The organism is Microcoleus sp. EPA2, from assembly GCA_020882975.1.
GTDB lineage: Bacteria > Cyanobacteriota > Cyanobacteriia > Cyanobacteriales > Microcoleaceae > Microcoleus.
On record JAHRFD010000001.1, the window covers coordinates 38,374 to 51,827 of the forward strand.

A 13,454-nucleotide genomic window follows, 5' to 3' on the forward strand; every position below is an offset into this window, starting at 1 on the left:
AATTGCTCGAAATATTTCAATACCTTTAAAGATAAGAACACGACAGACATTCAGAGGAGAACAGAGCAATGGTAGCTACTCTTGAAGACACCAAACGTCAAGCGATCGGCATGAAATTAGCAGACATGAAAGCACTGCAAAAGTTGCTCATCGCTAACGAAGAAATGTTTATCAAATCCTGCAACGATGCCGAACTGTGCGATCGCTTCCGGGATATGCTTGAGGACGATCGCAAAAACATGGGCGTATTAGAAACCACGATCGTTCAATATGGAATTCAATCTGAGCCACAAGAAACCACCACAGAAATGATTGAAGCAGTTCAGAAACTCATGAAAGGTTCTGAACTAACCATGTTTGAAAAAGTAAGTCAGCACGAACTCCTCAAACACAAACAAACAATGGCCGGCCTCTTAGTTCACAAAGCCGCCCAAGTAGTTGGTGCCGATATCGAAGCTGCGATTACCCCCCTCAACACAGTCAACTTTGAAAACCGCGCTCACCAAGAACAACTCAAAGGAATGCTAGAAGTTTTGGGCGTGCGCGAACTAACTGGAAAAGACCCCGATCAAGGCGTTTGGGCTCGCGTCCAAGATGGAATGGCTGCCATGAGTGGCATCATCGGTAGTGCTGTCACCCGCACCAAAGATGAAATGAATATCATCGAACTCATCTCCATGGATCACCGCAAAGTCGATACCATATTTATGGAAATCGAAAAAACCGAAGATCCCCAAAAACTGCAAGAATTCTTTGGTCAGTTGTACAAAGATTTAAGCGTGCACGCCGAAGCAGAAGAACAAATTGTGTACCCAGCAGTTCGCAGCTATTACAGCGACACTCAAGAACTGTATAATGAGCAAGCCGAAATGAAGCAAATGCTCTCACAAATCAAGGCTCTCAACCCCCATGCTACTTCTGAATTCAAAGCTCAAATCGCCCAGCTAAAAGCAGGGGTTAAGGCTCACGTAAAACAAGAAGAAAGCGATATGTTCTCTAAAATTCGCGACCACTTTAGCGAAGCCCAAATGGAGCAAATGGCCACTCAATTTAAAGCAGCTAAAAGCACATTGCAGCAAGAAATGGCTAGCATGAGCTAATTGAGCAGTCAGCTAATTTCAAATCCAGCCGCTCTGAAAAATAGCTAACCTCCCACCTATCAATCCCGTCACCAACGTGGCGGGATTAATGTTTTATATCAAATCCGTTAACATCAGAATTATTATTTCTCTCTTCTCTCTTCCTTCGCGTCCTTGGTGCCTTCGCGGTTAAATCATTCCGATACAACCAGAATTGATATAAAGTCCTGATTACCAACTTAAAAATCAGGTTGGTAATCAGGACTTTAGTCCTACTTAAAAAAAAGCTTGTAGTCAAGACTCTAGTCCTTTCTAGCCATTAATTACAGACCCACCATTGGGATGCAAAATTTGACCAGTCATATAAGACGAGTCTTTAGAAGCTAAAAACACGTAACTAGGAGCAACTTCATCGGGTTGACCAGCGCGTCCCAAGGGCGTATCAGCACCAAATTTCTCCACCTTTTCTTCGGGGAAAGTGGAAGGAATTAGAGGAGTCCAAATCGGACCGGGGGCTACTCCGTTGACCCGAATTCCTTTTTCTGCCAAACTCTGGGACAAAGAACGAGTAAAGGCAACAATTGCTCCTTTTGTTGAGGAATAATCTAGCAATTGTTGATTGCCTTTGTAAGCGGTGACAGAGGTAGTGTTGATGATAGCACTTCCCTCTTTAAGGTATTTGAGAGCGGCTTTGGTGAGGTAAAACATTGAAAAAATGTTGGTGCGGAAGGTGCGCTCTAATTGTTCGGCGGTGATATCTTCGATGCTTTCTTGGGGATGCTGTTCCGCGGCATTATTGACGAGGATATCGAGGCGACCGAAGGTTTTGACTGTTTGTTCGACCAGGTTTTGGCAGATGTTTTCGTCGCCGATGTCGCCGGAGAGGGAAATGCAGCGGCGGCCTTGTTTTTCGATCGCCTCTTTGGTTTTTTTGGCATCTTCATCTTCGCTGAGATAAGCAATGGCTACGTCTGCGCCTTCTTTGGCAAAAGCCAGGGCCACCGCCCGCCCGATACCGCTGTCTCCGCCTGTAATTAGCGCTACTTTATCCCGCAATTTGTCACTACCACGATATTCGGTAGCGAAGGATTGAGGTGGCGGGGTCATTTGGGATTCCACACCGGGCTGCTGTGGTTGATGTTGAGCCGGATTAGTCTTCTGTTTGGTTGGCATAAAAAAATCCTTTAAGTTCTACATCTATAAATAAAGGTTTTTTATATAGTGGGAATCGCTCTTTTTGCAGATCGTGTCCTACTACTAAAGACTGTTTTAGCCGGCAGAAACCGCTGACGGCGATCGCCCCAGCAAAAAGCACGTCAACATATGTTGACGTGCTTTTGAAACCAGCTACTAGCTAATAGTTGAATCTCCAACTAGAGATTCAACTTAACATTAGAAACCAATCGGAGAAGTAGCAGGAGCGCCTAAGAGTAAATCCTTCTTATCTTCAGGCAACACTACAGTTAGTGCACTCGCTGCGCGGCTCAAGCTCATGTCATCAACAAAGCTGATACCTGCATTTTCACCTGCGATCATCGAGTCGGTATCAATGCTGCTGGCCATAACCGTAGCATCAAGTCCACCTTCAGTCAGAGGATCGAGGCCAGAAACACTCCTTGCTGTACGAACTGGCGAAGGCACTGTGTTCGGACCAGGCACATTAAAGTTAACTGGGTTCGGACCTGTTGGGATAGGGAACGGGTTGGGAACAGAAGCCACGTTGAAGACTTCCAAAACCGAGTAATTAGCCGGAGACAAATCGGTAAAGCGAGCAATACCTTGGGCATCAGTTCTGACTAGCGGTTCGGTGGCTGCATCATAACGACCGTTCCGGTTCAAATCCAAAGTAAATGGAACACCTTCTAGAGGAAGTTCGTTGGCATCCCGTACACCGTTACGGTTATCGTCCCGGAATTTAGGAACTAACAAATCATAGCGACGAGAGTTACCCACCAAAGCACAGGTAAAGGTTTGATTGGCACCGAGAACAACATCCACAGGTTGAGTGGTTTGGAAATAACCAGGAGGAGTTACTTCTCGAATCTTGTAATTACCAGGCGCCAAATTGTTGAATGCAAAGGTACCAAACTGATTGGTCGTAGTAGTCGGTTCTGTTGACTGCAATTGACCGTCGCCATTGGTATCGATAAAAATGGTGACACCAGCAATAGCCGGTTCATTTCCATCTCGATAGCCGTTGAGATTGAAGTCCTCGAATTTGCAACCAGTGATGTTGCTGTTGGGTGTGTTGGCAAAAGTAACGTTGGCATCCTGAGTGGCCACCGTCACCGGAATGCTAACAGGTGTAGAAGCCGAGAAGTTTGCAGGTACTACTTCCCGCACTGTGTAATTGCCAGGAGCCAAGTTGGTAAATGCTGCTCTCCCTTGGGCATTAGTCTGTAGTTGTGCTTCTCCGGCGTTAGCAACCCCATCATTGTTGGTGTCGAGGAAGACTGTAACACCGCTTATAGGTGCTTCACCCTGAGTTGGTTCGTAGCGACCGTTCGCATTCAGGTCATTGTATTTGAATACATTGATGTTGGGTCGAGTGTTGCCCACAGGACTATTGGTGTCATTGCCAGGATTAACCCCCACAGGAGAAAACGTCAGTGACGGTGAAGGGTTACGCGCTGGTAAAGTGTTTGTTGGCGCTGCAAAAATCGGCCGCTCACCAGTTGTCGCAATGGATCTTTCCCCTGCCTGTTGGGTGCCGTCGCGGTTAGTATCTACGAACTTAGGATCGTTTGGCTTCAGTGTATAGGTGGAGTCTGCTACAATCAGCGGTTGTTCTTTGCTGATCGTACCCTGGAATCGTGCTTGGGGGCCTGGTGCCGAAATCACAACGGGGTTAGGAGTAGTTGAGACGGGAGCATTCAGGTTGCCAGGGGCACTGCCATCTGGCAATGTGGCTGGAAAAATTTCCAATACTGGGTAATTGCCAGCTCGCAAATCCTTGAAGGTAGCGACTCCGTTGACATCGGTGAGTGCAATGGGTTCAGTGGTTGAATCCCAGCGACCGTTGTTATTTAAATCTAAAATGAAGGGTACGCGAGCAATGGGGGGTTCGAAAACTCCATTAACCACATTTCGGGAACCGTTGCGGTCTATGTCTCGAAACTTGTTAATTTCAATTTGATAAAGCGGGGTGTCACCAACTTGAGCGCAGGCAAAAGTTTGACCCGCAGCTACTGTTACATCTAGTAGCGGAATGTTATTAGGCGGGGTGCTTTGGAGAAAATCCCTTGTTTCTAAGGGTTCTGCGTTGGTCGCATTCACTTCTACTCCGTTGGCATTGGGAGGAACTGCTGGTCTGATCCGTTCTTCCCTAACTTTGTAGGTTCCGGGTGTGACGTTGAAGGACCATGCACCGTTTTTGTCGGTGAGGGTGTTAAGTTCCCCTGCATCCAATTGCCCGTTGGGGACGCTACCGTTGCTGCCATCGAGATATATTCTGACATTTTTAATGCCCGGTTCATCACCATCTCGAAAGCCGTCGCCATCTAAGTCTAGATATTTGCATCCAACGATCCGGCTACCTGTAACTGTGGTGTTACCAAAGAAAACGTTGACATTGGCGTTTCCAACGTTAACAGCGAGGGGGTTGGGAGTAGTAGGGCGGGAACCAGCAGGTACTGTTTCGGTAATTACATAATTCCCAGGAACAAGATTTATGAATGAGAACCCACCGTTAGCGTCTGTCAGGACAGAGATATCTCCGTTAGCTGCATTGAATTGGCCGTTGCTGCCGATGGCTGGTTCGAGGAGGATGGGGATGTTTGCTAGGCCTGGTTCATTGGACTGCCGGATACCGTCGGCGTTCAAGTCATTGAACTTGATCCCTAAAATTGCCGGGCCAGCATTCCCAACCACAACTGGTTGTAATTGAAGGGCACTGCGTAGCTCATTTTCTAATTCTAATTCCATGATTTCTCCTTCACACCTAAATCCACGTAAATTACAGACTATTGTATGGGTTTGTCAATGACCAACAGCTTTTGCTGATAGCTGACAACCGCTATTCGATTTTACATATGTCTGCGCTTGAGGCAATGTTCCGTTCTGTGAAACTTACTCAAACCTACTGATTGTAAGCTGAAATTCACTTCCTGCTTCACTCTGGGGAGTCGGCTCCTACCAGTCCACAGGCTTAAAATCAGGCAGAACTTGCCTTACTTTTTCCAACGAGGCTTTTCACACAACAAAGCCTTAAGCTTTGTCGCTGGCAATTATATCAGGTTTTGAAGAAATCTGGTAATTTGAGCGCCGATCTTTAAGACTTGCGCGTCCAGTTCCTCTGCCCCTAGGTCACTAATTTTTCTATCTTTAAAATGGCTCAGACTCTCTCAGAATCTTGCTCCCAATCTACAACCAAGCTTCGGGGTTCCCGGAACTCTGGCTTGAGTGTTGGAAGTTGCCAACAATAGAGTATCACGCGATCGGGGTTTAATGTGTTCCTAAGTTTTTGGTGTGGTTTGCGACTGCTAACTCGTGCAGCCCTTTCTCTCTCAAATTGCGGTATTTTTCAGTATGTGCACCTCCCAAAAATTACTCATAACCCCGATTTTTTCGGTACTTTGGGGCTGTAACATCGGATTTTACTGATTAAGTTGACTTACCGATCGCCCCCATTGTCAGAGATAAGTCACCCATCGCCCAATTAATTTTGTCATTGGTATTGACAATTTGGTTAATTTCTGAATAGGGTTCCCGACTGACATTCTGTGGGTCAAACCAAGCTTGCTCGCCTAAACTGGCAACAGAGCGATCGATCGCCAAATAACTGCTTTGATAAGTACCATTTTCCTGACTCAAAAGCCAACTTTCTGCCAACCTTTCCCCACTTGTAGACACATCGCCTTCATAGCCGTCAGTCCCCGTGAGCGAGTCACCTGGGAAAGACATTGCTAACCTTTCGACAGCATCTCCGGTTAACAAATCAATGCTGCTAGCCCGGACATCCGTAGAAACTGTCACCACAGCCAAGGGAGTAGTTTGAATAAAACCAGGTGGCGTTACTTCCCTGAGAACATAAGTACCCACGGGAACATTACGGAAAGTGTAGCCACCTTGGGAGTCAGTAAAGGTACTTGCTTCCCCTGGCTCTAAACTGTTGTTGTTATTCAGGTCGATGTAAATTTGGGTATTGGGAATCGGCGGTTCCCCCGGATCGATACGACCGTTAGCATTAAAATCATTGAATTTGAAACCGCTAATTGTACCAGTAGCAAACACATTCCCAAAACTGAGGTTAGTGGCGTTAGTACCGTTAGTGACAAATATCGGAGTAGGATTGGGGGTAGTTTGCCGAAAACCGGGCTGCGGAACTTCCTTCACTAAATAACGGCCAGGGGGCAAATTGATGAAAGAAAAATTGCCCTGGGGATTAGTGATAGTGGAAGGCTCATTGGGTTCTAGTCTGTTATTGTCGTTGAGGTCGATGTAAATCGGCCAGTTGGCAACTTTGGGCTCCGTTGGTTCGTAGATACCGTTGGCGTTGAGGTCGTTGAATTTGAACCCACTGATGCTACCAGTGGGAAAATTGTTGCCGAAATTGATGCCGGCTGCGTTAGTACCTCCCGTAATCTCGATCGCGCTCGGATTTGGGGTAGTCTGTACCCACCCCGGTTGTTGGACTTCCCTCACCAAATAGTTGCCGGGGTCAACATTTATAAAATTATAGCTGCCATCAGGTTTTGTGAAAGTATTCGGTTCGCCAGCGTCCAGCCTACTGTTTCTGTTGAGGTCAATATAAATTTGCCAGTTGGCTAAGGGCGGGTCCGTCGCATCTCGGATGGCGTTGAAATTTAGGTCATTGTATTTGATGCCACTGATGTTACCTACAAAAAAAATATTCCCAAAATTGACATTGTTAATTGTGGCGTTGGAAGTCACAGTAATCGGGCCTGGGTTGGGCGTGGTTTGCCGAAAACCGGGCTGCTGGACTTCTCGGACAAAATATGTATCTGCGGGAATATTGACAAAGGCGTAATTACCTTGCAGGTTGGTCAGTGTGACAGGTTCGCCACCATCGAGCCTGTTGTTGCGGTTGAGGTCGAGGTAAATTTGCCAGTTAGCTAGGGGCTGTTCTCCGGGGTCGATGTTGCCATTTCTGTTAATGTCGTTGAATTTTGTACCCGCGATCGTCCCGGCGTTGAAGTTGTTACCAAAATTGATGCTGGTGACGTTTGTCCCGCTGGTGATGCCGATCGGTGGTGGGTTAGGTGTAGTTTGGCGAAAATTAGGTTGCTGAACTTCTCTAACTTGGTAGACGCCCGCTGGTAAGTTGGCAAAGATGTAGTTGCCTTGGCTGTTGGTGAAGGTGGAAGGTTCGTTAACATCCAACCTCTGGTTATTGTTCAGGTCAAGGTAGATTTGCCAGTTAGGCAGTGGGAATTCCCCAGGATCGGGACGGCCGTTAGCATTAAGGTCGTTGTATTTGTTGCCACTGATGGTGCCGACTTGGAAGTTGCCGATATTGACGTTGGTGATGTCTATTTGGCTGGCGTTTCTGGTGATATTGGTCGATTCGGACATGGTGTTGTTGGACCCAATGAACGCGGTTCAATGTCTGTTGTAGGGAAATCTAACAGTTTTGGGTCAAGCTGTCACGCATTTAGTAGCGAGTAATCTCAACAAGACTTACCCGATGCCTGATGCCCAATTCCCAATTTCCCATTTTTTCCAGATTTGAGGTACGATCGCTACCAGTTTTGCAAAGGTCGAATTTGTAATGTCCCCAAACCTAACAACCAACAGGATTCACCCCCACGAGATCGGGAGTTGGCTCCGAATCTGGAGCTTGTGCGGTTTTGTGGCAATTAGTTCGATCGCCCCTACTCCCGCTGTGGCACTCCCAGCAACTTCCCATCGCGATCGCAGCAGCGACATCATCGCTCAAACAGGTGTAATGGTTCGCCCCACACTCAGCTTAGGTAGTCGGGGATCGGAAGTCCGAGAAATCCAAGCTGCTCTGAAATTATTGGGATTTTACGATGACAATGTAGACGGGGTTTTCTCCCAAAGCACCGCCACCGCCGTGTCCAAGTTTCAGGAAACCGCGGGGGTTGCTCCCGACGGTATAGTTGGTCAAGATACTTGGAATCGATTGTTTCCTCCCACCACCGGGGCGATCGCAGGTCCGATCGACAGCAACAATCCGGTAGCCGAAAATCCTCAGACTAACCCTGAGCCGACACCAGCTAGTTTTCCGGTTTTGAAAAGAGGAATGCGGGGCTCGGCAGTCAGAGATTTGCAAGAACGACTGCGGGCTAAAGGATTTTTGCGATCGAGAGCTGACGGCGTGTTCGGCCGCGAAACCCAAGCTGCGGTCAAGGCTGCTCAGCGACAATATCAACTAGCCGCCGATGGCATTGTTGGCTCTGCGACTTGGGCCGTTTTAGGGCGATCGCCCTAAACAACAGTCAACAGTAGCTCATTGTTAACTTTAATAAAGAAATTGATGTTTTGCCGAAAGTCTGTGTTAGTTTAAAAACATGAAGGACAAAGCCAAGCAGCACAAATAACTTGGATTAAAGATTTGGAATTAGAGTATTTGTCCTCATCGTCTCTAGTTCTCAGGCAGCCCCTGAACCCTGTAGCTGATTAGCAAAGAAAGGTTGATGTGGCGATCGGATTAGTTAGTCAGCTTAAGGCGATTTTAAGAATCGAAAGTTCTTAAGCACAAGTTGCGATCGGACAGTCAAACACAGAAGTCTGAATAGACTCCGCTAATAGCTAGCTCAGAGCAGAGTAGTTGCCAAAAAAGCCCACCTTTAGTTTGAGCAAGCTCAAAATAACTTGAATCAATTGAAAGTACAAACCTTTGAGGGTCTGGCATCCGACGTGCTAGGCCCTCAACATTTTAATTGTTAGTTGATGCTTAGTTTTCCTATCAATTCGGGTTGTATTGGAATGATTTAACCGCGAAGGCGCTAAGGACGCGAAGTTCGAGAAGAGAGTGTTTAATACAGGATGATGAAGAGTGGATTTTAGATTAACAAGGCGTTTTGTTTATTGTTCCCTGGCCACGCGATCGCCTTTTGCTTATCACAATAATGCTTATTTGTCAAATTAGGTCAATTTTGCTTTACAATTCTTAAACATTGATCGGGCATTTTTTATCTATAAAAATGACTGTTGACATTGGAAGAGTTGGTTAATGTTACGAATTTAGAAAGTTTCAGGGTTAAAAATCCAAATTAGTCATAATGCCCCTGGATTGTGAAAATCGTACCACAAGCCTCAAAACAAGTAAATAGGTAAAATAATTGAGAATGATGTCAATAATTTTGGCTGTCTTTAGATTTTCTTAAGATTTGGGGTGAAAAATTAGATCGAACATTTAAAACTAAATCCGCTGTTAGATTGCTTTTGCTTATCTAATTAACTTAAGTTGGCCCGATCGCCCTCAACTACTCAACAATATTAACTACGGTCGATCCAACTTTTCCCCTATTTGTTATAATCAAGATTAAACGAAGTCGTTATGAGTTTGAATAAACAGCTATGACCACACAAACCGTAGAAAATCTAGTCATTATCGGCTCAGGCCCTGCGGGCTACACAGCAGCCATCTACGCTGGGAGAGCCAATCTCAAGCCCGTAGTCTTTGAAGGGTATCAAAGCGGAGGAGTCCCCGGCGGGCAACTGATGACCACCACAGAAGTGGAAAACTTTCCCGGCTTCCCCGAAGGAATCACCGGGCCGGAACTAATGGATCGGATGAAAGCTCAAGCAGTGCGTTGGGGTGCAGAATTATACACAGAAGATGTAACTTTTGTAGATTTGAGCCAGCGGCCGTTTACAGTGCGATCGGAAGATCGAGAAATCAAAACCCACACTATAGTAATAGCTACAGGCGCGACAGCCAAAAGGCTGCACCTACCAAGCGAAGAAAAATACTGGAATTTAGGCATATCTGCCTGTGCGATTTGCGACGGAGCTACACCGATATTCAAAAACGTAGAATTAGCAGTAGTTGGTGGTGGCGACACAGCAGCAGAAGAAGGAGTTTATCTCACCAAGTATGGTTCTCACGTTCATATGTTGGTGCGTTCGTCCTCCATGCGAGCCAGCAAAGCCATGCAAGACCGGGTTTTGAACAATCCGAGAATTACCGTGCACTGGAACACTGAGCCTGTGGATGTTTACGGTAACGGCAAGCTCGAAGGGATTAGAGTCCGAAATACCGAAACAGGGACAGAAAGCAATTTGCCCGTGAATGGGTTGTTTTATGCGATCGGTCACACTCCCAATACTGGTTTATTCCAAGGTCAACTAGAACTGGACAAAATCGGCTACATTAGGCCGAAACATGGCTCGGTAGAAACCAGCGTTGAGGGAGTTTACGCCGTTGGGGATGTCCAAGACCATGAGTTTCGGCAAGCTATCACCGCCGCCGGTAGTGGTTGTATGGGTGCGATGTTGGCAGAAAGGTGGCTTTCGGCCAATGGTTTAACTCAGGAATTTCATCAAACTGAGTCGTCATTGGAGACTCCTGCACCTGTAGCGGAAACTCCCAGAGTGCGGGAAACTAGCGAGAATTTTGATATCAAACTGACGCGACACGAAGGAGCTTATGCTTTGCGGAAGTTGTTCCATGATAGCGATCGACTGATTGTAGTGAAATATGCTTCTCCTAGTTGTGGGCCTTGTCACAGTCTCAAGCCGATTTTGAACAAAGTCGTAGATGAGTTTGATGGCAAAATTCACTACGTGGAAATTGATATTGAAGAAGATCCAGAAATTGCGGAAAATGCTGGTGTGGTGGGAACACCGACGATTCAGTATTTTAAGGACAAGGCTCTGGTGACGGAGCTCAAAGGAGTGAAGCCAAAAAGCCAGTACCGTGAGTTAATTGCCAGTAATTTGTAGGTCTTGCTGCTTCTGTTTTGGGTCTTTTCTCAAGGCTGTGTTGAACGCCTCATATCCAATCCGGTAGCATCTGAATTATTCAGATGCACTCTCGGACTCTGTGTCCTCTGTGTTCTCTGCGGTTAAATCATTCCGATCTAACTGGAAACGATATTACGGCATCAAAGGTTTAATCATATCAATTCCGGTTGTATCGAAATGATTTAACCGCGAAGGCGCGAAGGACGCAAAGGAAGAGAAGAGAGAGTTTAATACAGGAGGATGAAGAGAGGATTTTATATCACACCCGCCAACCCGCTACTGTCAACAGATTTGGAAGGTGCTCAACGCCTTACGGCATCAAAGGTTTAATCACGATCGCCTTCGAGCTTGGCGATCGCTTCCTACCCGTGCTCAACGCCTTACGGCATCAAAGGTTTAATCACACTTATAGCCACGATAAAAAGCAATAGCCCTATTGTGCTCAACGCCTTACGGCATCAAAGGTTTAATCACGCGCACTATGTGAATAGGATTTGCCGTGATGTCAGTCGTGCTCAACGCCTTACGGCATCAAAGGTTTAATCACATCTACGACTATCCCCGTATTCTCGCCGGGTAAAAGTGCTCAACGCCTTACGGCATCAAAGGTTTAATCACTTGCACAGTCTTTAATTACAGTCACAGAGCTGGGAATCTGCTCAACGCCTTACGGCATCAAAGGTTTAATCACTGTCAAGTTAGTCATATCGCCGGGATGTCCCACAAGTGCTCAACGCCTTACGGCATCAAAGGTTTAATCACATGCCAGACGCACGGATTATTTTGCGCGCCGTATCGGCAGTGCTCAACGCCTTACGGCATCAAAGGTTTAATCACATCTTAATCCGATTTTATCGGATTTTAACTCCGGTGCTCAACGCCTTACGGCATCAAAGGTTTAATCACAAGAATTGATTTGTCTGATTGCGCCCAATCTAAATTGTGCTCAACGCCTTACGGCATCAAAGGTTTAATCACAGCGGTTCCTGAAAGCCTTATATAGCAATGCCTCCTGGCCAGTTTTGCAAGCACCCCAGCACTCAAGGCACCCGGAGATAGCAATTATGGCAAAAAAGGTCATCACCACAGACATACAGCAACCCTCAAAAGCTTACACAGCCTAGGTTCTGTCAAAATGCAAGCACCTCCTCCCCTGTTCGAGAGACCTCAAACCCAATCAGGTAAAGGTTTTGAGCCTCATAAAAGCCTAGTTGAGTTCTCCACAACCAGAGGTGCTTAAATTTTCAGGAATCTCCTCAGAGCTTCCATCAACAGACCTAATACCAAAACTATTTTAAGCCACAATGGCTTCAACACACCAGCGATCTCAATTCCTTTCTTCATCGGAATATGAACTTGTCTCAGATATCTCTCTTTGTTATCTGCGTCCTAGCTCCGGTTAAATCACGATCGCGCCACCGGAAACAAGCCGATCGACGCTATTCTATTTGAGTAGATCGAACGGTTTCCCAACTCCCAATTCCCAATTATTTAATTATGGCTCAAGGCAGACTCCGACTACCGAGATTTCTCAACCTTGCGGCACCCTCAAACCTGTCCATGAAAATGATGTGGGTAGGTTTGACAATCACCGCTGCGTTTGTATTGATTGCCACCTTCACCCCCACCCTACAGAGTTGGGGATGGCTGCAAAATCCTACAGATGCCTTAATCAATCCCATCCACGAACCGCCTTCAGCAACCTATTGGTTTGGGACTACCCGCAGTGGCTATGATGTTTTTTCTCGAACGCTTTTTGCTTCTAGGGCTGCTTGGCAAGTAGTCCTTCTGGCTACAGGTTTGAGTTTGTCGATCGGTGTACCCTTGGGATTGGTTAGCGGTTATTTAGGTGGCAAACTCGATCGCATCCTGTTGTTTTTAATGGATACAATTTATACTTTGCCGGGATTGCTACTGTCTTTAACCCTAGCTTTTGTAGTGGGGAAAGGAGTTTTGAATGCTGCGATCGCCCTTAGCATTTCCTACATTCCTCAATACTACCGTGTTGTCAGAAATCACACCACCAGCATCAAAACGGAATTATTTGTTGAAGCCGCTAGAGCTATGGGGGCTGATACTTGGACAGTCCTTTCCCGCTATCTGTTTTTGAACGTGATTCAGAGCGTACCAGTGTTGTTTGCGCTCAATGCAGCCGATGCCATTTTAACCCTAGGAGGTTTAGGATTTCTCGGTTTGGGACTTCCTGAAGAAACTCCTGAATGGGGACATGATTTGCGTTTAGCCCTGGATGCACTACCTACAGGAATTTGGTGGACAGCTTTGTTTCCCGGTTTGGCTATGACTTTAATGGTAGTAGGATTGTCTTTTGTCGGAGAAGGATTGAATGAGTTTGTTAATCCTAAACTGCGGAATCAATAATCATTTTCCTCTAGCACAACCTCAAACAAACCAACACCCAGACTCCCGACTTCTTAAAAAAGTCGGGAATTTAACAGACTACTTATTAAATAAACAGACACT

The 13,454-nt window shown here is 46.3% G+C and carries 8 protein-coding genes and 1 CRISPR repeat array; of the genes, 4 read left to right on the forward strand and 4 right to left on the reverse strand.

Translation table 11 applies throughout. From position 1 onward, the window contains the following. Window positions 1–68 precede the first annotated feature (68 nt). Window positions 69–1,100: a hemerythrin domain-containing protein gene (locus AAFP14_RS00125; protein ID WP_341730319.1), complete on the forward strand. Its 1,032-nt coding sequence runs from the start codon at window positions 69–71 to the stop codon at window positions 1,098–1,100. Window positions 1,101–1,391: 291 nt separating this feature from the next. On the opposite strand, the gene AAFP14_RS00130 is transcribed toward AAFP14_RS00125, so the two are convergent. From AAFP14_RS00130 to AAFP14_RS00145, 4 genes are all read right to left on the reverse strand, one after another. Beyond that, on the reverse strand, window positions 1,392–2,252 hold the full coding sequence (locus AAFP14_RS00130; RefSeq protein WP_341730320.1) for an SDR family oxidoreductase: 861 nt from the start codon (window positions 2,250–2,252) through the stop codon (window positions 1,392–1,394). Then, window positions 2,230–2,394, reverse strand: coding sequence for a hypothetical protein (locus tag AAFP14_RS00135; RefSeq protein WP_341730321.1), 165 nt, complete (start codon window positions 2,392–2,394; stop codon window positions 2,230–2,232). Before AAFP14_RS00135 ends, AAFP14_RS00130 begins: the two co-directional genes overlap by 23 nt. A 77-nt stretch (window positions 2,395–2,471) precedes the next feature. Beyond that, entirely contained in the window at window positions 2,472–5,003 is a 2,532-nt protein-coding gene (locus AAFP14_RS00140; protein WP_341730322.1) for an SdrD B-like domain-containing protein, read from the reverse strand. Window positions 5,004–5,681: 678 nt separating this feature from the next. Continuing rightward, complete coding sequence (locus AAFP14_RS00145) at window positions 5,682–7,613, reverse strand: SdrD B-like domain-containing protein (protein WP_341730323.1); 1,932 nt, start codon at window positions 7,611–7,613, stop codon at window positions 5,682–5,684. A gap of 196 nt (window positions 7,614–7,809) precedes the next feature. On the opposite strand from AAFP14_RS00145, the gene AAFP14_RS00150 reads away from it, so the two are divergent. From AAFP14_RS00150 to AAFP14_RS00160, 3 genes are all read left to right on the forward strand, one after another. Then, window positions 7,810–8,493, forward strand: a complete 684-nt coding sequence (locus tag AAFP14_RS00150; protein WP_341730324.1) for a peptidoglycan-binding domain-containing protein — start codon at window positions 7,810–7,812, stop codon at window positions 8,491–8,493. A gap of 1,091 nt (window positions 8,494–9,584) precedes the next feature. Beyond that, window positions 9,585–10,952 carry a thioredoxin-disulfide reductase gene (gene trxB / locus AAFP14_RS00155; protein WP_341730325.1) on the forward strand — a complete coding sequence of 456 codons (1,368 nt, stop codon included), beginning with the start codon at window positions 9,585–9,587 and terminating at the stop codon, window positions 10,950–10,952. Window positions 10,953–11,271: 319 nt separating this feature from the next. After that, window positions 11,272–11,951: a CRISPR direct-repeat array (repeat unit 36 nt; unit sequence GTGCTCAACGCCTTACGGCATCAAAGGTTTAATCAC). A 519-nt stretch (window positions 11,952–12,470) separates the two neighbouring features. Next, a complete protein-coding gene (locus tag AAFP14_RS00160) occupies window positions 12,471–13,352 on the forward strand; it encodes an ABC transporter permease (protein ID WP_341730326.1) in 882 nt (293 codons plus the stop codon). Window positions 13,353–13,454: the final 102 nt, after the last annotated feature.